The sequence below is a fragment of the Granulicella sp. L56 genome (assembly GCF_009765835.1).
In the GTDB taxonomy this organism is placed as follows: domain Bacteria; phylum Acidobacteriota; class Terriglobia; order Terriglobales; family Acidobacteriaceae; genus Edaphobacter.
Genome location: NZ_LMUS01000001.1, coordinates 858,198 through 877,948, shown reverse-complemented (window position 1 = coordinate 877,948; position 19,751 = coordinate 858,198). Strand labels below are relative to the sequence as shown.

Here is a 19,751-nt window from a genome sequence, read left to right as displayed (position 1 = left end):
AGTTGTTGACGGTATTCGGTTGCACATTTAGAGCAGTGTTTTGTATGCATTAATCAGCTTTTCGCCGTAAAGCGCCGCAATCAATCCGCCCGCTGCAAGGAAGCTCCCAAAGGCAAGTTTCGACGCTCCTCTAGCCTTGCCTCGCGCCAGCAGAACGACAGCATAGGCACTCGCCAGGAGTGCCCCCAAAAACAGCGCAAGCGTAGCTGGCCAGAAGCCGAGAAACGCAGCCAGCAAACCATACAGCTTTACATCACCCAGCCCCATGCCTTCGCGGTGTCGTAGCACCCGGTACAGCCAGCGGACGACTAACAGAATCACCACAGCCACGGAAACCGCCAGCAGCCACTCTCCCAGCAATCTCTCTGGCCCGGTGAGAAACACATTTCCCTGTCCAGCCGAGCTCCCCGGGCTGCTGATCTGAATCTGCTGATTGTGCAGAATCACGTCGTCCTCGTTTGGCGCGAGAAAGATCGCCCGCGTACAGGTCAGCAGGAACGAAACCGCGATGCCCCCCAGCGTAAAGACATCGGGAAGCAACTGCGTCTGCCAGTCCATCACCATCAACCCGATCAGCAGAAACCCAAGCAACGCAACGCCAACATGCACAATCACATCCGACACCAGATCATGCGATTTGGAAAAATAAAGCAGCATGTAAATATCCGCCGCCTGCGCCATAAACCACAACCCCAGTCCAATCTCCACCAGCGGATAGTGCAGCGCAATCGCGTGCTTGCAGTCGCGGCAGCGGCCACGCAACAGCAGCCAGCTCAACACCGGAACATTGTCGTACCAGCGAATCTCAGCTCCGCAATTGGGACACTGTGAGCGTGGATGGACGACCGACTTGCCCTGTGGAAGACGTGCAATGCAGACATTCAAAAAGCTGCCAAAGATCAGGCCCAGGAAAAATCCCACGGCTTCGTACGCGATAAGTGGAGTCACGCCAGAAGTATACGGCGAGTCTAAAAATCCACATGCATCCGCAACGCCGACACCAGCACCGGCCCCCGGTCCTTGTTGTAGCCCGGATGGTCGATAAACTGCGTATCCAGCGCGTAATAAACGCCTCTCCACGCATGAACGTTGTAGTAGCCCTCCAGAATGTCCTCGCGAGCGTAGTTCAGGTTGCCATCGCCAAGCAGAAAACCCAGACCGCCGAGGCGCAGATAATTCTGGTGGTCGCGCTTGATCGCATTGCTTACAAACGCAAGGCCGATCTTGTCGTTCGGCCGTGCCCACGCCCTTCCCGAGTAATCTCCGCCGAACTCCACTGTCTGGTCGACCTCGGTATAGGCAAACGACTCATGTTGACCCTCGTTCCATCCAACGCGAGTAAAGACGCGCAGATTCTGCGTCAACTCCTGCTCTGCATTCAATCCAAAGCCGTACTTAACCTCGCCATCTTTCTCATGCAGCGTGATCGTGGGCTTCTTGTCGATGCCATCGAGATAAGCCTTCACGGCATCGCGATAAAGCCCCATGTGGGCATGATTCACAAAGCTCAGCACGCGGATCGTCCCTTTGCGGTCCGGGCTGACCAGTCTACCCAGCAGCGACTTCCGCAGCTCAAACTCCATATTCTGTCCGCTGGCCCGGCGCAGGCTCCAATCGAGATCGACGCCGTTAGCTACCTTTGGCATCAGCGCTACGCCATAGCGCGCCGACCAGGCTTTGTCGTCATACTCGGCCACGGCGGCATAGGTGTAGCCGCGCGTGTCGGCGGCATAGTCCCAGCTTCCGCTGTTATCGACAGTCCAGTTGAGGAACTGCAGATGGCTGTCGCTCCCAATGCTGTTGATATCGAAGTAGTCGGGCAGGCTCATCGAGCCCACGTGGAACTCCAACCTCCGCTCCGGCACCTCGGTCGCCAGCGAGAACTGCGTCCGGTCGGCGTCCACGAGCTTATTGCTCAGCCCAACGGTCTGGTGCAGTTGAACCCGTGCAATATAAGGCGTCGAGCCCAGGTTCGGATTCCTCACAACATCCAAATTCGTAAAACCAGCCAACCCTAGAGCTTCGCTGTCGCCGCGGCCGCCTGACGATTCGACATCGAGAATCACGTCGGTATCGCTCTTCGGGTTTTTGTTGAGCTGCGCCCCCAGAAACAGCGTTCCCAGCAGCGAGATCTTATACTCGCCCCGGCTCAGAAAGCTGTTCGTCCCTTCATACGTCGAGTGGAACGGCCCATGTCCCTGAAAGATGATGTTCGCCTGACCGGAGATCAGGTAGCGCGAGTGGTCCGAGTGTGGAAACAGAGTGGGCGCATTCGCAGGGGCAGGCGTGACATCCCGCTGCGGAGCAGGCTCGGAGGGCAGCAGTGCAGCCGCTTGCTGGGCCACAACGTCACGCGCAGCAGTGATCAGCAGCAATCCCAGAAGCAGGAAACTCAAAGTAAACTTTCGCGCCATTGAAGTTCGATCTTCAAGCCTGTCCATGAATGGAGTGCGAATCACCATGTAAATTGTCTTTTTCCTATCCGAAGGTGTGTTTTCGCTCTGGAAGAGCTTGCCGGAAGCGGCGCAACCCAGATAGTATACCCCCTTAGGGTATTTAGGAGAACGAACGTGGCGGAAATTTCAAGAGAACGGACGAAATTGTTGAACCGCGTCAAGCGCATTCGAGGGCAGATGGATGCAGTGGAGCGAACCCTCGTTGCCGAGGACAACTGCACGGACGTGCTGATGTTGCTGGCCGCCGCCCGTGGTGGTATCAACGGACTGATGGCCGAGGTGCTCGAAGACCACATCCGTCTGCATCTTCTGCAAGACGGACGTGCTCCCCTGACACCGGATTTAGGCGAAGAGTTAATCGACCTGGTCCGCGCATACCTAAAATGAACCTTTGAAGCGAGCCTGCAACTATTTAGCTTTGGCTCCCACTACAACCAGACCAACGCCTGCAATCAGTGAAATAGTGCTGAGGATCGGCGAGATTGGAACGGTTTCTTTCGATTGATGCGAGATCTGGAGTGGACCCATGTCCACATCCTTCTTCGTGTGGGTGAAGCTGACGCCGCCGACGGCGAAGCCGATGACTCCAAGGATAATCAGGAGAATTCCTACAATCGTTGCAGCTTTCATGCGCAACACCTTTCACTACAAATATTTATGCAACGTCTTTACGATGCCTCCATGGCCGCCGCCAGATGTACGAAAGACTCCGATTTGATTCCGTTTCCATCCAGGAGTAGCCTCAACCTACACGGGAAAGGAGGATGATCTAGCCTATGAAAATTGACAGTAATAGTTGCATCAACGTACGTGAGGTGACTGAGGCTTAGAGCGTCCTTTGCTCTAGTCCTGGCGTTTGCAGTAACCAGCAGTTCCGCCGAGGCCCAATGTCCGAGTAAGTGGACGCCTCAAGTCAATCTCAACAGATCACCCAAACGGCCTGCTGCTCCTCTTTCGAGCGCGGGCCGTTTTGTCATTTGAACCGTAGCGTAGCCAATGACAGTTTCACATTGCGCTTTTAGCTGTGCGGCGATTTTTCCCTAGTGCGATCAAACCCGCGTTTAAAATCGTAAGTCCGGCCAGAAGATACAAGCCTGCATGTTGTGAGACAAAATACTCATCGGCCCAAATTTTCAGGTTGGGTGCAAGAAATCCGCCCAGATTGCCCATTCCTATCAGTGCGATACCGCCTGCCGCTGCGCGGTCGGCCAGATGTTCCGTTGGAAACATCCAGAAAAGCGGTTGCACGGCAATAAAGCCAGCCACCGCAAGCGAAAGTGTGACAAGTCCTATGCGCGGCCCGGCAGTGGGAAATGCAAAACTTGCGCACCCCGCAATCAGCATGGTCAGCGATGCGAACTGACGATGCTTGTGGAACCTATCGGCAGCTCGCGGCAGGAGATAGACCGCGGCCAGCGTGCAGATCCAGGGTATGGCCGAAACCAGGCCGACTTCAATCCCCACGGGCTTATGCAGAAGGGCCGAGATCTCCGCAGGAATATAGAAAATTGCCCCGTAGGTACTGGTCTGAATGAGCGTATAGATCAGCAGGAATTGCATAACTCGAAGATCGCGGAACATGGGGAGAAGCTTCGCAGGCCCGGCGGAGCGCCGCTCCTCTTCCTCGAGCGCCAATGCATCCGCCAGCGCTTGTTTCTCCTCAACTGGCAGCCATGAGGCATTCGACGGCCTGTTATCCAGATACCAAAATGCAGCCAGCCCGAGAACGACTGCCATGAAGCCTTCCACCAGAAACATCCACTGCCAGCTTTGAAGCCCGAACAGCGGGCGCATCTCAAGCAGCAGACCCGAGAGCGGTCCGCCCACTATGAGCGCAAGCGGAACACCCAGGTAGAACAGTCCAAGAACGCGCCCACGAACCTTGTTGGGGAACCAATAGGTCAGGTAGAGAATTGCGCCGGGAAAAAACCCTGCTTCCAACACTCCGAGCAACAGCCGTAACAGGTAAAACGAAGTAGCGCCGCTCACGAACATGGTGGCCATCGACACGATTCCCCAGCCCACCATCAGGAGAGCAAGCCACCTTTTCGCCCCCACCTTATGAAGGATCAGGTTGCTGGGAAATCCGCATAACGAATAGCTGATGAAGAACAGACCCGCGCCTAATGCGTAGACACTTTCTGAGATGCCTTCCGATTTCTCCAGCGCCTGTTTTGCAAAACCGATATTCGAGCGGTCGAGAAATGAGACGACGTACATAAGCATCAGGCACGGTGCCAGCCGTCTGATAGTTCGCGAGATCGCACGATTTAAGGCCGAATCAGATGTACTGAGGACTACAGGCGGTAAATTCAATGCCGACCTTATCCCTTCCTGTGACTGATTATTTTAGAAATCTGCGGGCGGATGCACGTCTTAGCCGAAGTCGTTGCAATCTTATTTCATTGACCGGTTTTTATGCCCCCCAGAAAGATACCGCCAAATCATCTGCGAACCACACAGGAAGGTCATCGATAGCGCCATAAGTTATCTATCTGACCAAAAAGGGATTATCTCGAACGCTTGCCTCTCCTTCGCAGCGCGGCTTTAGAATAGACATATGAACCCCCTCGTCATCGCTGGCAGAGCCTTTCAGTCTCGTCTTATCGTCGGTACCGGAAAATACAAGGATGGCCCGGAGACGCAGGCAGCCATCGAGGCTTCAGGCGCCGAGATGGTGACGGTCGCGGTGCGTCGCGTCAACCTCGATCGCTCCAGCGAGTCGCTGCTGGACTTCATCGATCCGCAACGCTATTTCCTTCTGCCTAACACCGCCGGTTGCTACACCGCCGACGAGGCCATCCGCGCCGCGCGTCTAGGCCGCGAGGTCGGACTCTCCGACTGGGTCAAGATCGAGGTCATCGGCGACCAGCAGACCCTCTATCCCGACATTCAGGCGACGCTCGACGCAACCCGCGTTTTGGTGAAGGAAGGCTTTACAGTTCTCCCCTATACTTCTGATGATATTGTCTTTGCTAAACGTTTGATCGATGCCGGTGCAGCCGCAGTGATGCCTCTCGGCGCGCCCATCGGCAGCGGTCTCGGGTTGCAAAATACGGCCAACCTGCGCATCCTCCGCGAGCTCATCACCGAGGTTCCTCTGATAGTCGACGCCGGTGTCGGCACGGCATCGGACGCCACGGTAGCCATGGAGTTGGGCTTTGACGGCGTGCTGATGAATACGGCCATCGCCCAGGCAAAAGACCCTTTGTTGATGGCGGAGGCAATGCAGCACGCAGTGCTGGCAGGGAGGCAGGCGTTCCTCTCCGGTCGAATGCCGCGCAAACTATACGCCACAGCCAGCTCGCCTCTCGAGGGAATCTCTCGATAACGTTCGGCCTATTGGATCATTCCTGTCGGAAGCAGGAAGTTCAGACTTGAATAGTTGAAACACTAAATAGTTGAGTGACTAAATAGTTTAGTACTTAACTAAATAAAGGATGCCTGCCCAATTGCTGGCTTGGTTGATGAAATCTTTCGCGGGCATCAGGCGTGGGGCGACAGTCATCGACTCAACCTCGATAGCTGGCGGGTAAGTGAAAATGCAGTAAACTTCGCCCATGCGGGTGTTTGGGATCGATTGCGGCACGCAGTTTACCGGCTATGGCGTGGTAGAGGTGGACTGCGACGCTCGGATGCCCAGGTTGGTTCACCTTGCCGCTGGAACCATTCGGCTGAACAAGAAAGAGAAGACCCCGCTACGGCTGGCGCAGGTCTATAGCGAACTGACAGGGCTGATAGCTCTACATCAACCTGAGATCGTCGCCATCGAAGAGGTGTTCTTCTCCGCTAATGCGAAGTCGGCGCTGAAGCTGGGGCAGGTGAGGGGAGTGGCCATGCTGGCCGCCGCGACCTGCGGTCTTCCGGTGGCCGAGTACGCTCCGCTGTCGATTAAAAGCTCCGTCGTCGGCTATGGGCTGGCGGCGAAAGAGCAGGTGCAGTTCATGGTGAAACGGCTGCTTGAGATCGACTACGAGCTCGATTCTGCGGATGCTGCCGACGCGCTGGCGATTGCGATCTGTCACATCCATACGGCACAGACGCTGCTGCTGCAGGGAGTGCGTCGATGAGGCTTGCCATACGGGCGATCGTCGGGGTTGGGCTGGCGATCTCTTCCGGGCTTGCCCTTGCCGCTCAATCGACTGGGACGGAGGTCGCGGTCGCTGCAAAGCCAGCCGAGGTCAGCTTTCAGTTTGAGCGAGTGGGGCTGCCCGTGCCGCGCTTTACGCTTCTGGTCAATGAGGATGGGACCGGCAGCTATCAGGCGGATGAGGCGGAAAGCCCTGCGGACAGGGGGGCGGTGCAGTATGCCTCGCCGAAGCACATTGACCGCCCACTGAAGCTGACCGCGCCGACGGTTGAGAAGATCTTCAAAGCCGCACGGGACCTATCCCATTTTGATATGGCTTGCGAGGCGAAGGCGAAGAATATTGCGAACACAGGCAAGAAGACGTTGAGTTATGCGGGAGCGGATGGCGCAGGATCGTGCACCTACAACTACTCCGATAACAAAGAAGTAAGTGGGCTGACAGACACCTTTCTTTTTATCGCTTTCACTCTGGACGAGGGGCGCAGGCTGGAGTTTCTGCATCGCTACGACCGGCTGGGGTTGGATGAGGAGATGAACGGACTGGTGCAGGCGGTCAAGATGGGACATGCGTTAGAGTTAGGGACGATTGCACCGGTACTGACCTCGATTGCCGGGGATGGGGCAGTGATGCAGCGGGTTCGGTCACAGGCAACCAAATTGCTGGAGCAGGCTGAAAGCAACAAGATATGAAGCTTTGGGTTAAGAAAGAATGTCTAACCTTAGGCTGAAGGTTGTCTGGAGGTTGTCATGGACAAGCGTAGACGGTACATGGGCTGGGTGGTAATGGTGGCGGCGTTCTGCCTGCTGTTTGCGGGAGGTATGGCAGAGGCCCGAGCGGACAATCCTCAGGTCCGCGCGGCCAGGCTGAGCTTCCTGCAGGGCACCGTCAATATCGACCATATCGACAACACGGGCAGCGATCCGGCACAGGTCAATATGCCGCTGCCGCAAGGCGTAAGGGTATCGACGGGCCAGGATGGGCAGGCCGAGATCGAGTTCGAAGACGGCAGCGTGGTGCGCCTGACGCCGAATACCTCGCTGGAACTGACGACGCTGACCGCGGATGCGAACGGTAATCTGACCACCGGCCTTACCTTGGCGAATGGGCTGATGTACGCCGAACTGCGCGCAGCGCAGAAATTCGCCTACAGCATCAACGCGGGTGGAGTACAGATTTCGCCGGTCGCGGACGCGACGGTTCGCATCGACATGGATAAACCGCCGGCGGTGGTATCGGTGCTGGACGGAACGGCGCAGGTGGACGGTGGTTCGGCGAGTGGAGAAGGCTATAAGACGAATCTGAACTCAGGTGAGACCTTGACCGGAGATGCCGCCGACGCTGGACGCTACCAGTTGACGCAACAGATTTCGCCAAGCTCTTGGGACAAGTGGAACGATGACCGCGACACCGCCGCAGCGAGTGAAACGGCGGACCAGACCGATGTGCGCGGCGGCTATGCGGGCGAGGCTGGCTATGGCTGGTCCGATCTGGATGCGAATGGAAGTTGGTACAACGTTCCCGGTCAGGGCGAGGTATGGCAGCCGAATGTAGCGATGGACGCCAGCTTTGACCCTTATGGCTACGGGAGTTGGGTGTGGTATCCGGGCAGCGGCTATGTGTGGGCTTCTGGCTATGACTGGGGATGGACGCCGTATCGCTGCGGCAATTGGTCGTACTGGGATGATTTTGGATGGGGATGGCAGCCGGGAATCGGTTGCGGCGGCTTTGGCGGCTGGGGCTTCGGCGGCGGAGGCTATGCGATCAACATCGTGAACTTCCCGCGAAACTATCGCATCCGGTCTATACCGGTGCATGCTCCGGGCAGAGCGCACCCGATCCATGTGGGCCACCCGATCGAGAACCCGGTGCATGTGCGTCCGGTACAGGGGATGCGGACCATTGCAGGACGTATGGTGGAGCCGATACGTCCGGTTCAAGGTGCTTCGGCAGCTTTCAGAGGAACAACGCGTCCGGTTGGCGCATCGTTACGGCGAGACTTTCCGGTGAACGGAGCGAGTGTTCGCTCTGGGTCGGGCAACGGCGCTGCGCCTGAGAGGGGAACCCCAGCGATGGGAATGAGACCGGGAGAAATACAGCGGCCTCAGCCGTCGGGAGAGCAGCGCTCGGTTCGCCCGCAGCAGGAGATGAGGCAGGGGACACCGCAGCAGCAGGGGCGTCCGGCAGAGCCGCATTATGTCCAGCCGCAGCAGCCTCGGTACACGCAGCCTTCGCAGCCGCACTATGCTCCTCAGCCTCATTACGCTCCACCGCCTCAGCAGCCGCACTATTCTTCTCCGTCACCTGCTCCGGCTTCGCATTCGGCACCGAGTGCTCCGGCAGCTTCGCATAAATAGCGGGGCTGCAAGGAACCTGTTTAAAGCTGTCAGAAGATCAGGCAACGACAAGAAGAAGGGCGAAATACAGGGGTCTCTCCACTTTGCTTCGCTTCGGTCGAGATGACGTGCGGTTGGGGTGGGGTGGGACTAGACAGTGTCTGACGAATCCATTGGCTGCTGATGCTGCCGTAAAGAAGACATACCCCAGGGGGCTGAAGCCCCGCTTTTTGGGTGACTTTGAGAGACCCAAGGCTGAAGCCTTGGGGTACCCAGAAGCAAATACGGATTGATCAGATACAGCCTAGTGAGTTTTCATCTGTGACAGCGTCTTATAGAGCTGGGCCAGTGACTCCAGCGGCAGCGCCTCTGCGCGTGACAGCGGAGGAATACTGGCTGGCCATGCTGTGGCGAGCTGTTCGGTAGAGTATCCGGCGGCACGGAGATTGTTCTGCAGCGTCTTGCGCTTCTGCGCGAAGGTCTGCTTCAGGAAGGCATCGAAGCCCGGAGCATCGACACCCAACTCGGCAAAACGCGGCGCGAAGTGAAGGCGCAGCACCGTGGAGTAGACGTCGGGCGGCGGCGAGAAGGCTGAGGGCGGCAGCGTGAAGAGGTGTTCTACCTGCGCGTTCATCTGCGCCGTGGCGGAGAGCAGGCCGTAGTCCCGGACTCCCGGTGCGGCGGAGACGCGGTCGGCGACCTCTCGCTGCATCATGACAACGGCTCGGGCGATGATGCCCGCGCTGCCCGCGGCGAAGAGCTTCAACAGGATGTCGGAGGTGATGTAGTAGGGCAGGTTTCCGATGACGTCCGCCGTCTCGCCTTCGGGGAGGAGAGCGCGGAGGTCGGCTTTGAGGACATCGACCTGGATGATCTGCACCTGTGGCTGATTGCGGAAGCGGAAGGTCAATTCGGCAGCGAGAGCAGGGTCCAGCTCGAGCGCGATGAGACGGTGGCAGCGGTCCGCGAGGATCTCGGTGATGGAGCCGTGGCCGGGGCCGATTTCGATGACCGTGCGGTTGCGGAGATCGCCGAGGGCATCGACGATAGCATGGCGGGCGGTGTCGTCGATGAGGAAATTCTGGCCGAATTTTGGTTTACGTTTCATGTGCATCCAAGGAAGAGTGTCTGACCACGCCGGTCTTTGTATAGACTAACGGTTTGGCGGCGAAGATAAAGGAAGACTGAATGCATATCGTATTTGCAGCATCGGAGTGCGCTCCCTGGGCGAAGACTGGCGGACTTGCAGACGTGGTGAGCGCGTTGCCACGTACCCTGGTGAAGCTGGGCCACAAAGTCAGCGTGTTTATTCCGTACTACCGGCAGGTGGCGAAGGCCGTGCCGCGCGCTGCGGTGGTTCTGCACAGCGTGACCATTCCGTATCCGTCGTACAACCGCTTTGTCCGCGTTCTCGATGGGGGAGTGACGGAGGGCGTGCAGATGTACTTTGTCGACTGCCCGGAGTTTTTCGATCGCGAGAGTTTTTATTCGACTCCCTCGGGCGACTATCCAGATAATGCCGAGCGGTTTGGACTTTTGAGCCGCGCTGTGATCGAGGCATCGAAGGTGTTGGGCATCCCGGACGTCTTCCATGTGCACGACTGGCAGACGGCGATGCTGGCGGTGCTGCTGCGCTCGACCTATTATTTCGATCCGGTGCTGCGGCATGTTCCCGCATTGCTGACCATTCATAATGCGGGCTATCAGGGTTGGTTTCCGCCGCGGACGATGGAGACGCTGCTGCTGCCGTGGGATATGTTCACCTTCGAAAAGCTTGAGCAGGACGACAAGGTCAATTTTCTAAAAGGTGGCATCGTTTATTCTGACGCCGTGACGACAGTCAGCCGCACGTATGCGGAAGAGATTAAGACGCCGGAGTTCGGCAACGGACTGGAGGGTGTTTTACAGCAACGGAGTGGCGATCTCTTTGGCATTCTCAACGGAGTCGACTATGAAGAGTGGGACCCTGCTATCGATCCGAACATCGCTGGTCACTACACTGCCGACGATCTGGCAGGGAAGAAAGAGTGCAGGCGTGACCTGCTCCATGCCTTTGGACTGCGGGACGTAGGAGATGAGACTGCCGTGATTGGAGTGGTCTCGCGCTTTGCTACGCAGAAAGGCTTCGACTTTATCGTCGAAATCATGGACAAGCTAGTAGAGGAAGATATGGTTCTGGTGATGCTTGGCAACGGCGAAGAGTATTACGAGCGTCTGCTGACTGAGATGGCAGAGCGCTACCCTTCCAAGGTGCGGGTGCAGGTGAAGTACGACAATGTCATCGCTCACAAAGTGGAGGCGGGTTCAGACATGTTCCTGATGCCTTCGCGCTACGAGCCTTGCGGGCTGAACCAGATTTATAGCCTGAAGTACGGCACGGTTCCTGTCGTCCGCGCCACGGGTGGACTCGAAGACACAATCGACGAACAGCCGGATGGCGGAGGCAATGGCTTCAAGTTCTGGGGGTATAGCGCCGATGCGTTGCTGGACGCTCTGCAACGAGCTTTGACAGTCTTTCGCGACAAGGATGCATGGACAAAAATGATGCAGCGCGGAATGGCGCAGGACTTCGCCTGGGACAAACCGGCCCAGGAGTATCTCCGGATTTATGAGCGGATCATCCAAAATCGAAGCTAGCGTGTTGAATCTGAAATTCGTGGCCTATTTGTATGGTGCTGAGATGCTCCCGTCTTGCAGAAAATGCAGGTCCTTCGACTCGCTTTGCTCGCTCAGGATGACAGGAGTTATGTAATGAACGTTAGATTCGGGACACTAGAGCGTATTCCTTATAGGTATACAGCTTGATTCTTTGCAGCGGCTGGGTTTGGGGGCAGGCTGGAAGGATGGCTCGTGCTTACAGTGATGATCTGCGGAGGAAGTTGTTAGAGGCCCATGCGGCGGGTAAGGGAACGTTGCGCGAACTCGCGGAGCGATTCGGCGTAAGCGTGTGGTGGGCGTGGAAAGTATCGGCTGCGCACCAGCGTGGCGGTGCGATGGAGCGTGCTCCGCAGAGCAGGCATGGGCGTCCAAGCCGTGTGGATCGGGTGCAGGTGAAGGCGTTGCTGAAGGCCAAGCCGGACCTGGTTCTTCGTGAACTGCGTGAGGAACTAGAGCGCACAACCGGGGTGACGATTAGCCAGACACAGATGTGGCGGGTGGTTCGGGAACTGGGTCTGCGGCTGAAAAAAAGTCGCTCCCCGCCGTCGAGCGCGACACCGAAGAGAACCGCAAGCGGCGCGAAGTCTTCCTCGGCCGGCTCCGGTCGATCGCGCCGGAACAGTTGATCTTCCTCGATGAAAGCGGCGTCTCAACCCAGATGACCCGGCGCTATGCGCGAGCGCCGCGCGGTGTTCGCGTGCATGAAACCACGCCAGAGGGAAACTGGAAGATTTTTACCATCCTCGGTGCGATGAGCCTCAACGGCATGATCGCCACCATGACCATCGAGGCGGCCACTGACGCCGAGATCTTCCTTGCTTACCTCGACCATGTTCTCTGCCCCGCACTCAGACCAGGCGATGTGGTGGTCATGGACAACCTCAGTTCGCATAAGGTAACCGGTGTTCGCGAACGAATCGCAGCCGTCGGAGCCGAAGTGCTCTACTTGCCGCCCTACTCACCCGACCTCAACCCGAATGAGAAAGCATGGGCCAAACTCAAACATCTGCTCCGCACCGCCAAAGCAAGAACAGCGGAGGCGCTCGAACAAGCCATCGCCGACCTTCTTCCATACATCCGGCCACAAGACGCTCATGCCGGGTTCAGGCTCCCCTTCAATGCTCTATAGCAAAGAGGAATACGCTCTAGTTATTTATTTCCTAAGCGCGATGGAGAAAATGGCTGTTGAAGGAATGAGTGCAGTTAAAAACTCTATATAATAAAAGTGAATCCAGCCGGGATGGCGGAACTGGCAGACGCAGCGGACTCAAAATCCGCCGAGGGCAACCTCGTGGGGGTTCGACCCCCCCTCCCGGCACCACTCCAACATGTTGATAATGAATAGCTTCCAATGACCAAAGCCTCTCACCTTGAGAGGTTTTTTCATGTCCAAATTGTGCTGGTGATACTTCTGGTGATACTTTGCTACCTTGTTGTCAGAGGGCTCGTTTATGCCGAGAAAAGACGAGAAGAAGGTACGAGGCGTCTGGGAACGTGAACCTGGAAGCAAGATCTACTGGATTCGTTATCGGGTCGATGGAGTTCTGAAGCGCGAGAAGGTTGGAACCAAGAAAGCCGCTGGCGATCTCCTTATCAAACGTAAGAACGAAATCCGAGAAGGAATCAAGATGCCGGAGAACATGCGGCATACTTCGATCCGTTTCAAGACGCTCTGTGACGACATCCTCGTCTTCAGCAAAAAGCATCATCGCGACTTCCGAAGCGTAGAGATCAGAGTCAAGAAGATTGTGGAGGCCTTCGGCGAAACACCAGTCGACAAGATCAAGCCTGCCGACATCGACGCCTGGCTCACACGCGCCACAAAGACACCTGCGACTTCAAACCGCTACCGCGCATTGTTCTCGCTCATCTTTCGAGAGGCTCTTCGAAATGGCAAGGTCGCCAGCAACCCGGCCCGGCTTGTTCGCCAACGAGCCGAAAATAACGGCCGTATTCGATTCCTCACGGAGGCCGAGGAAACAAAGCTCCGCGATGCCATCCGAGAACGATTCCCTGAACATGAGGCGGAACTAAGCATCTCGCTTGGCACGGGGATGCGGCTCTCGGAGCAGTACACGCTCGCATGGAAGAACATCGACTTTGAGCGTCGCGAGATCAATCTTGATCGAACGAAAAATGGCTCTCCGCGCATGATTCCCATGAATGATGCAGTCATGAAGGCGATGGAGGAGTTCGCTCGCCGATCGAAGTCCACGAGCCGGGATGCTCTGGTGTTCCCGATTAAGAATCCGAAGGACTGGTTCAAGCCCGCGATGGAGGATGCCAAGATCGTGAACTACCGATGGCACGACAACCGGCACACGTTCTGCTCTCGCTTAGCGATGCGCGGCGAAAATCTGAAGGTAATTCAACAGCTCGCAGGACACAAGACGATCCAAATGAGCGCGAGATACGCGCATCTGGGCGAGAAGTCTCTTCATGCGGCCGTTAGTGGCTTGTGACAGCGGGTTCTGGCGTATCAAATTTCCGACTGCGGCCCGCCGTGTAACGAGCAATAAAAAGCATGATGCCAGGCGTCTATGTCCGCGATAATGCTTGTTATGGGAAGAACGACACCATCACTCCTTCCGAGAGTCTCCCGCTTGCTCGGCGATTTCGGAGTTCGTCTAAAGCTTGCACGCCTTCGACGTAAATACTCAGCGGAGATTGTTGCGCAACGCGCAGGAATCAGTCTGCGCACTTTTTCTAAAGCTGAGCGGGGAGACCCCGCCGTTGCGTTGGGAGTCTATGTTCGGATCATGCAAGCATTGCGATTGGAAGGGGATTTCACACTTCTGGCAAAGGACGACGAACTTGGTCGAAAGCTACAGGACGCGGGAATCGTCGCCAAACTGAGGGCACCCAAACGATCTCAGTAGAAAACGCTGCGGTCTATTCTTTGGTGTCTCATAGACGTGCATCTCATTGCCGAGGACACTACTGACGATAAGCCGACTTGAACGAAGCCGCTGTGCGGCGGACGCGTTCGCGTGCGTTGGGCCAGCAGTTGAGGTGATGATCTAGCGTTTGTCGCAGAGAAGGAGGATTCTCTGTGACCCATCTACGTCAGATCATGCTGGAAGAGTTGGAGCGCCGCAACTACGCTCCGTCCACGATTCGCGCTTACATCCGCACCGTCGAGCACTACTCGCAGCACTTTCATTGTCCACCCGATCAGCTCGGCTTGGATCACATCCGGGAGTATCAGGCAGCCATGTTCCGTACCTGGAAGCTTGCTCCCAACACGGTCACGCAACGGCTGGCTGCATTGCGCTTTCTCTACATCCAGGTACTAAAGCGAGGTTGGAGCGCCGCCGAGACGCCCTATCCGAAGAAGGTGCTGCACCTTCCGGAGATCCTTAGCCAGCAGGAAGTTGCTCGCCTGATCGATGCGACCGAGACCCCGTTCCAACGCGTTCTCGTCATGACGCTCTATGCCACAGGAGCGCGACGGGCAGAGGTGGCTCGACTGAAGGTGGCCGACATCGACAGCCAGCGGATGGTGGTTCACATTCGCGGAGGCAAGGGACGCAAGGACCGCGACGTCATGCTGAGTCCGGCGCTGCTCGAAGCGTTGCGCAACTACTGGCGCGGGCTTCGCCACAAGCCGAGCGAGTGGCTGTTTCCCGGCAACCGGTGGCATACATCGAGCCGCCCAGTAACGACCAAGGTGCTCTGGACCGCGTGCCAGCAGGCCGCGCTCCGCGCCGGCCTCGAGCATAAGCACATCCACCCGCATACCCTGCGCCACTGCTTCGCGACGCACCTGCTGGAAGCCGGCGCCGACCTACGCACCATCCAGGTCCTGCTCGGGCATCGCGATCTTGAAGAGACCACCATCTACCTGCACCTCTCGAAGAAGCATTTGAGCGCGACCGCAAGTCCCCTCGACATGCTTCAGCTTGGAACATCAGGAGAAGCCATACGCAGCGTCTAAGCCGATCTCCACTGGAGATGGCCGACATCATTCGCTACGCAGGACAGGGTTTCATCGACCGCAGCCGCAGATGGATCAACGGACAGCATGAGAAGGTGCTGACTGCCATCACGCGTTGCCGCACCGCCGCTCTCGGTGCCCATCGCGATCAGTGCTTGGCCTGCGGACATCATGCCATCTCCTATAACTCGTGCCGCAATCGGCACTGCCCGAAGTGCCGGGGCAACGCCCGCATCCGCTGGCTCCAGCAGCGCGAACAGGAGTTGCTGCCCACGCGCTACGTCCATGCCGTGTTCACGTTGCCGCGCGAACTCGCTCCGCTGGCACTCCAGAACAAGCGGCTGATTTATGGCCTGCTGTTCCGCGTCAGTGCTGCTGCGCTGCTCGAAGTCGCACGCGATCCTCGACACCTTGGAGCCGAGATCGGTTTCTTCAGCGTGCTCCACACCTGGGACCAGCGATTGCAGCATCATCCGCACGTTCACTGCGTCATCGCCGCCGGCGGTCTCGCACCTGGCCACACCGAGTGGATCTCGTCACGCCGCACCTTCTTCCTTCCGGTCAAGGTGCTCGGACGTGTCTTCCGCGGCAAGTTCATCGCCGGTCTCAAGGCCGCGTTCCAACAAGGCAAGCTCGAGTTCCACGGTCAACTTGCATCGCTCGCCGAGCCACGCAGCTTCGCTGCCTGGCTCAGAGTCCTGTTCCGTCACGACTGGGTTGTCTACTCCAAGCGACCGTTCGGCGGACCGGAACATGCCCTGCGCTATCTGGGCGCTTACACCCATCGTGTCGGCATCGCCAACAGCAGGCTGGTCACCCTCTCCGACGGCCAGGTCAGCTTCCGCTGGCGAGACTCCGCCCACGGCAACAAGAAGCGCGTCATGAGCCTGCCGGTCGACGAGTTCCTTCGCCGCTTCCTTCTGCACCTGCTGCCACGCGGCTTCGTGCGCATCCGCAATTTCGGTTTCCTTGCTAACCGCCAACGTGCCACACTGCTGCCGCTCTGCTTCAGGCTGCTTGGCAGTCCACCCGATCGATCAACCCAGGCTCCTCAACAACCTGCCCGGTCGGTAGACCTTCCCAAGTGCCCGCTCTGCGGTGGAACGATGCGCGTCATCGAACGGCTCAAAGCCGCGCAACTGCTGTCTCGCTCTCCACCCTACGCACACAGACAAGCCGCATGAACCTCCGACTCCAGCCTCGCTCCAACCTCATGCTTGCGCGTGCACAACCGGCTCGCGTCTTCAGCGACTCTCGCAGCTGCCGCCTGCTCTTGTCGCCACTCTCAGCCAACATGCTGAAGTTCGTCCGCTGCTACCAACGCCCGGGTACAGCACTCTCTACACACGACAGCCCACTGCCCCCAGACCACCAGAACCACTCCAACTGCATTCAACTCCCATAGATCAGCAACCCCGGAAAAGCGGCTTCCTTCAAGTCGCTGTATGCGAACCGCCCTCACAGCAGGCGTCACTCCACGCGTCGGAAACGGGCGGTCCACATACAGCACTAAGACTTGTCGGTACCAATCCGGATCGGTGAGTGCATTGGCGATTTCGCGTCAACTCAGACGGCTCGCTGACGGGAAAGGCTGTCTATGCTCGACGCCGTCATTCGGGACCAACAAAGATATGTTCCGGGCTCCCCAAATGCACATGGCGAAGCGTCTCTGTGAAATAACAGGTGTCTCGCCATCGCTCGGTGACTTTCGCCAACGGTTCGTTTGTCTTCTTCGCGATCCCTTCCAGCAGTTTCTCAAACCACGCCGGATCGTTCATGGTAATTGCCATGTTCGCGGTCATTTGCACGTCCCGCAGGCTCCCGGGCCTCATACCGTGCAGCTCTTCAAATTTGAACAGAAGGTCCGTCGCATAGCTCATCCGTAGCATGCCCGTCACGACCTCCGTCCAGTTCATCGCGCCCGGAAGAGCAGGCAAGAAGGCTTCGAGGCGAAACAGGAATCTCGCGATGAGCATCGCGGACGCCCGGGCATCGACAGGTGCCAGCGTACCAAGTACAGACCACGCGCCCATAAACAGTAGGGCACTTGCCACGCTGGATTCAATGCCCCCGAGCGAATGCGTCTCGCAGGCGCTCAGAAGCACGATTGCGGGCAACCTCACCTTTCCGTAGAACTGGAAGGGATTGATCTTCACCGAGCCGACCGACAGCACTCCCTGCGCATCTTCCGGAGACTGCGTTCCATGGCCGTCGAAGATAGCGATCTTTCCGTCGAAGTTATTGAAAGCTTGCGCGAACTCTTCTTCTGTGGAGACATCGACGAACTTCACCCTCACCTTGCTGCCGGCCGGGAGGCAGACCTTGATCGAGACCTCCAGAAGATTCCGGATTGGATCGTCAGGAGCGAACGAGCGGACCACCAGAACATCGTGGAAATCTTTGGGATGCAGAAACGATGGCTTTCGCATTAGCGAGTGACGCATCATCAGGTTGCCGGGAAGTGTCGGGAGGCGCGACACACTGCACCTCAGCGACAACGGAAGCCCACCGATGGAAAGCAGCTCCAGTGGAACGTCGCCAATCAGCTTCACGCCCCTATCCGCATACGTATCGAGCTTGGTCAGGAGGACAGTCGGAATCGATGACCGGAGCGAATCTCCGATTCGAATCGCGATCTGGTTCCGGCGCCTCTGCGTCGCGTTGCCTTTCCGCGACAGGATGGCGAGCCCAAGCAGCAGGTCGCGCACCCGGTCTACCTGCGGTGGAAGGCGCAAGACGGGGCAGCACAGACTGCACGCGGAAACAGTCAGCGCCGCTGTGTATAGATAAAGCTCTTTCGCTCGCATTGCCATGACCGACTGCGCCACAGGAGATTCCATGATCAGTTTCAATTCTTCTGGGGTTGCCCGATACGCGATGTACTGAGCCTGGCGCAACACCGCCTTCAAGACGCGGCGCAACTCCTTTTCCGTCATCTTCTCGGCGATCTTCGGCTTCAAATGACGAAAGACCGAGGGGACGGTAACGATGACGCTTGGTACGCCCTGTGGCCTCTCTGAGCTCTCCGTGAGTTCGCTTAACTGGGTCTCTAACGCATTGGCCTGCGTCACGAGAGCGCTCGCGAAGGCTTCGTCCTCGTGACCGGCGAGTCTGTCATCTGGTAGATCGAAGGAGTAACCAAGCGAAAGGAACACGCTCTCGGTTGGCGTCACAATGTTGTGCCCACGACTTGCCAGCGAAAGAACACTCGTCTCGCGAAGGACAACCGGCTTGAAATCACCATCCTGCAGGTCTGCCTGCTGCGTTTGCGCCATGTGCCCCTTCACCACCTCCTTGGCCCAGTCATGAAAGTACCCCCGGTCCAGTTCCCAAAGTTTCGATTCCGTCGTGGGCGCTTCCATCGTAGTGACGTGCCGCCAATGGGGATCATTGCGGGCCCCAATCGCAGCGGCAACACGCTCGCGATTGTCTTTGTTGGAGATCACACACACAAAGCCAGGAAGAGCCGGAAACTCCGCTAGGAACTCCTCGTCGAGAAGAAGAATCGCATACCCGGATCGTCCACCCATGCGTGCCCGCGCGGTATCCGCTCGCTCCTGGAACAACTCTTCGCTGTGTGCGGGCAGTTCGCAGATGTGCCGGAGGGTTCCCGCGGCGCTCAGCGCGTTGTCGCTAAAACCCTGGAAGAACGTGAACTCTCCTGCGTGCTCTTTATCCAAGACAACCACATACAGAATCGTTCCAGCCGTGTAGACATCGTCAAGCCGCCACCGGGGCTCCTTGCGTCTGGACGCTCTCTTGATCACCTCCGGCTTCGGGATGGCAGCCCGTTCCATGCTGCCTCCGATCCGTTGAATCGCTTTTTGCAGCATTGGTCGCGTTATCTTCTTGGTTTTTGCCATATCACCAGACGCTCCGCAAATTTATGGCAACCGATGGTCGATCAGTTCCAGTAAGTTCCATGCTAATCGGCGGGGGAGGAGGTTTCCTTCTTAGCTCCAGCCGGCGCGTCTTTCGCACCTTCCTCAGCGGGCTGTTCCCGCCAGCCACCCTATAGGTTAGAACCACGAAAAAGCATTCCTCCTCAGTTGCCGAAAAGTCGTGCTTCTCGGACAGGTGAATGATTCTTCAACTGTTGATAACAGGCCGATGCGCTCATTGAGCGCTGGCTAAGCGGTACGACGGGATTAGTACCGTGAAACGCCGTTAGCAGAAGTTAGCGATCACTTCCGACAAGCCGACTTGAACGAAGCCGCTGTGCGGCGGACGCGTTCGCGTGTGGGTGATCGGGCTGTTGTGGCTTTGATTTAGGTTG

At 57.5% G+C, this 19,751-nt stretch carries 18 protein-coding genes and 1 tRNA gene; 12 read left to right on the top strand and 7 right to left on the bottom strand.

Translation table 11 applies throughout. The features are described 5' to 3' along the window. Window positions 1-27: 27 nt before the first annotated feature. Entirely contained in the window at window positions 28-948 is a 921-nt protein-coding gene (locus GSQ81_RS03560; protein WP_158909322.1) for an A24 family peptidase, read from the bottom strand. A 20-nt stretch (window positions 949-968) separates the two neighbouring features. Continuing rightward, window positions 969-2,414, bottom strand: coding sequence for a carbohydrate porin (locus tag GSQ81_RS03555; protein WP_254059964.1), 1,446 nt, complete (start codon window positions 2,412-2,414; stop codon window positions 969-971). A 156-nt stretch (window positions 2,415-2,570) separates the two neighbouring features. Between GSQ81_RS03555 and GSQ81_RS03550 the strand changes: the two genes are divergently transcribed. Next, entirely contained in the window at window positions 2,571-2,843 is a 273-nt protein-coding gene (locus GSQ81_RS03550) for a metal/formaldehyde-sensitive transcriptional repressor (RefSeq protein ID WP_158909321.1), read from the top strand. A 21-nt stretch (window positions 2,844-2,864) separates the two neighbouring features. On the opposite strand, the gene GSQ81_RS03545 is transcribed toward GSQ81_RS03550, so the two are convergent. Next, a complete protein-coding gene (locus GSQ81_RS03545; RefSeq protein WP_158909320.1) occupies window positions 2,865-3,086 on the bottom strand; it encodes a DUF3185 domain-containing protein in 222 nt (73 codons plus the stop codon). A gap of 375 nt (window positions 3,087-3,461) precedes the next feature. After that, on the bottom strand, window positions 3,462-4,772 hold the full coding sequence (locus GSQ81_RS03540) for an MFS transporter (RefSeq protein ID WP_216846375.1): 1,311 nt from the start codon (window positions 4,770-4,772) through the stop codon (window positions 3,462-3,464). Window positions 4,773-5,016: 244 nt separating this feature from the next. Between GSQ81_RS03540 and GSQ81_RS03535 the strand changes: the two genes are divergently transcribed. The 4 genes from GSQ81_RS03535 to GSQ81_RS03520 all read left to right on the top strand — a co-directional run bounded on the left by GSQ81_RS03535 (window position 5,017) and on the right by GSQ81_RS03520 (window position 8,901). Then, window positions 5,017-5,787: a thiazole synthase gene (locus GSQ81_RS03535; RefSeq protein ID WP_158909319.1), complete on the top strand. Its 771-nt coding sequence runs from the start codon at window positions 5,017-5,019 to the stop codon at window positions 5,785-5,787. Between the two features lie 229 nt (window positions 5,788-6,016). Next, a complete protein-coding gene (ruvC, locus tag GSQ81_RS03530) occupies window positions 6,017-6,526 on the top strand; it encodes a crossover junction endodeoxyribonuclease RuvC (protein WP_158909318.1) in 510 nt (169 codons plus the stop codon). Beyond that, window positions 6,523-7,236, top strand: coding sequence for a hypothetical protein (locus GSQ81_RS03525; RefSeq protein WP_158909317.1), 714 nt, complete (start codon window positions 6,523-6,525; stop codon window positions 7,234-7,236). Before ruvC ends, GSQ81_RS03525 begins: the two co-directional genes overlap by 4 nt. A gap of 57 nt (window positions 7,237-7,293) precedes the next feature. Continuing rightward, on the top strand, window positions 7,294-8,901 hold the full coding sequence (locus GSQ81_RS03520; RefSeq protein ID WP_158909316.1) for a FecR family protein: 1,608 nt from the start codon (window positions 7,294-7,296) through the stop codon (window positions 8,899-8,901). Between the two features lie 283 nt (window positions 8,902-9,184). Here the strand turns inward: GSQ81_RS03520 and rsmA are convergent, their stop codons facing one another. Further along, entirely contained in the window at window positions 9,185-9,994 is an 810-nt protein-coding gene (gene rsmA / locus GSQ81_RS03515; RefSeq protein ID WP_158909315.1) for a 16S rRNA (adenine(1518)-N(6)/adenine(1519)-N(6))-dimethyltransferase RsmA, read from the bottom strand. A 74-nt stretch (window positions 9,995-10,068) separates the two neighbouring features. Here rsmA and glgA point away from each other — a divergent pair, with 74 nt between their 5' ends. After that, a complete protein-coding gene (gene glgA, locus GSQ81_RS03510) occupies window positions 10,069-11,517 on the top strand; it encodes a glycogen synthase GlgA (protein ID WP_158909314.1) in 1,449 nt (482 codons plus the stop codon). Between the two features lie 245 nt (window positions 11,518-11,762). Here the strand turns inward: glgA and GSQ81_RS03505 are convergent, their stop codons facing one another. Further along, entirely contained in the window at window positions 11,763-11,900 is a 138-nt protein-coding gene (locus GSQ81_RS03505; RefSeq protein WP_158909313.1) for a hypothetical protein, read from the bottom strand. A gap of 128 nt (window positions 11,901-12,028) precedes the next feature. On the opposite strand from GSQ81_RS03505, the gene GSQ81_RS03500 reads away from it, so the two are divergent. The 6 genes from GSQ81_RS03500 to GSQ81_RS03475 all read left to right on the top strand — a co-directional run bounded on the left by GSQ81_RS03500 (window position 12,029) and on the right by GSQ81_RS03475 (window position 16,659). After that, entirely contained in the window at window positions 12,029-12,667 is a 639-nt protein-coding gene (locus GSQ81_RS03500; RefSeq protein ID WP_158909312.1) for an IS630 family transposase, read from the top strand. A 105-nt stretch (window positions 12,668-12,772) separates the two neighbouring features. Continuing rightward, window positions 12,773-12,859, top strand: a tRNA-Leu gene (locus tag GSQ81_RS03495). A 130-nt stretch (window positions 12,860-12,989) separates the two neighbouring features. Beyond that, the gene (locus GSQ81_RS03490) at window positions 12,990-14,000 is read left to right on the top strand and encodes a site-specific integrase (protein ID WP_158909311.1); all 1,011 of its coding nucleotides are present in this window, start codon (window positions 12,990-12,992) and stop codon (window positions 13,998-14,000) included. Window positions 14,001-14,078: 78 nt separating this feature from the next. Then, entirely contained in the window at window positions 14,079-14,417 is a 339-nt protein-coding gene (locus GSQ81_RS20320) for a helix-turn-helix domain-containing protein (protein ID WP_371715214.1), read from the top strand. A gap of 173 nt (window positions 14,418-14,590) precedes the next feature. Beyond that, window positions 14,591-15,475 carry a site-specific integrase gene (locus GSQ81_RS03480; protein ID WP_158909309.1) on the top strand — a complete coding sequence of 295 codons (885 nt, stop codon included), beginning with the start codon at window positions 14,591-14,593 and terminating at the stop codon, window positions 15,473-15,475. 17 nt (window positions 15,476-15,492) lie between these two features. Further along, a complete protein-coding gene (locus GSQ81_RS03475) occupies window positions 15,493-16,659 on the top strand; it encodes an IS91 family transposase (protein ID WP_158909308.1) in 1,167 nt (388 codons plus the stop codon). Between the two features lie 426 nt (window positions 16,660-17,085). Here the strand turns inward: GSQ81_RS03475 and GSQ81_RS03470 are convergent, their stop codons facing one another. Next, on the bottom strand, window positions 17,086-19,338 hold the full coding sequence (locus GSQ81_RS03470) for a CHAT domain-containing protein (RefSeq protein WP_158909307.1): 2,253 nt from the start codon (window positions 19,336-19,338) through the stop codon (window positions 17,086-17,088). Between the last annotated feature and the right edge of the window lie 413 nt (window positions 19,339-19,751).

What these genes read in the sequence shown, in the direction of transcription:
- GSQ81_RS03545 (WP_158909320.1), bottom strand. Translation starts at nt 3,086, where the DNA reads ATGAAAGCTGCAACGATTGTAGGAATTCTCCTGATTATCCTTGGAGTC.
- GSQ81_RS03475 (WP_158909308.1), top strand. Translation starts at nt 15,493, where the DNA reads ATGGCCGACATCATTCGCTACGCAGGACAGGGTTTCATCGACCGCAGC.
- glgA (WP_158909314.1), top strand. Translation starts at nt 10,069, where the DNA reads ATGCATATCGTATTTGCAGCATCGGAGTGCGCTCCCTGGGCGAAGACT.
- GSQ81_RS03525 (WP_158909317.1), top strand. Translation starts at nt 6,523, where the DNA reads ATGAGGCTTGCCATACGGGCGATCGTCGGGGTTGGGCTGGCGATCTCT.
- GSQ81_RS03490 (WP_158909311.1), top strand. Translation starts at nt 12,990, where the DNA reads ATGCCGAGAAAAGACGAGAAGAAGGTACGAGGCGTCTGGGAACGTGAA.
- GSQ81_RS03555 (WP_254059964.1), bottom strand. Translation starts at nt 2,414, where the DNA reads ATGGCGCGAAAGTTTACTTTGAGTTTCCTGCTTCTGGGATTGCTGCTG.
- GSQ81_RS03535 (WP_158909319.1), top strand. Translation starts at nt 5,017, where the DNA reads ATGAACCCCCTCGTCATCGCTGGCAGAGCCTTTCAGTCTCGTCTTATC.
- GSQ81_RS03470 (WP_158909307.1), bottom strand. Translation starts at nt 19,338, where the DNA reads ATGGCAAAAACCAAGAAGATAACGCGACCAATGCTGCAAAAAGCGATT.
- rsmA (WP_158909315.1), bottom strand. Translation starts at nt 9,994, where the DNA reads ATGCACATGAAACGTAAACCAAAATTCGGCCAGAATTTCCTCATCGAC.
- GSQ81_RS20320 (WP_371715214.1), top strand. Translation starts at nt 14,079, where the DNA reads ATGTCCGCGATAATGCTTGTTATGGGAAGAACGACACCATCACTCCTT.
- ruvC (WP_158909318.1), top strand. Translation starts at nt 6,017, where the DNA reads ATGCGGGTGTTTGGGATCGATTGCGGCACGCAGTTTACCGGCTATGGC.
- GSQ81_RS03520 (WP_158909316.1), top strand. Translation starts at nt 7,294, where the DNA reads ATGGACAAGCGTAGACGGTACATGGGCTGGGTGGTAATGGTGGCGGCG.
- GSQ81_RS03505 (WP_158909313.1), bottom strand. Translation starts at nt 11,900, where the DNA reads ATGCCTGCTCTGCGGAGCACGCTCCATCGCACCGCCACGCTGGTGCGC.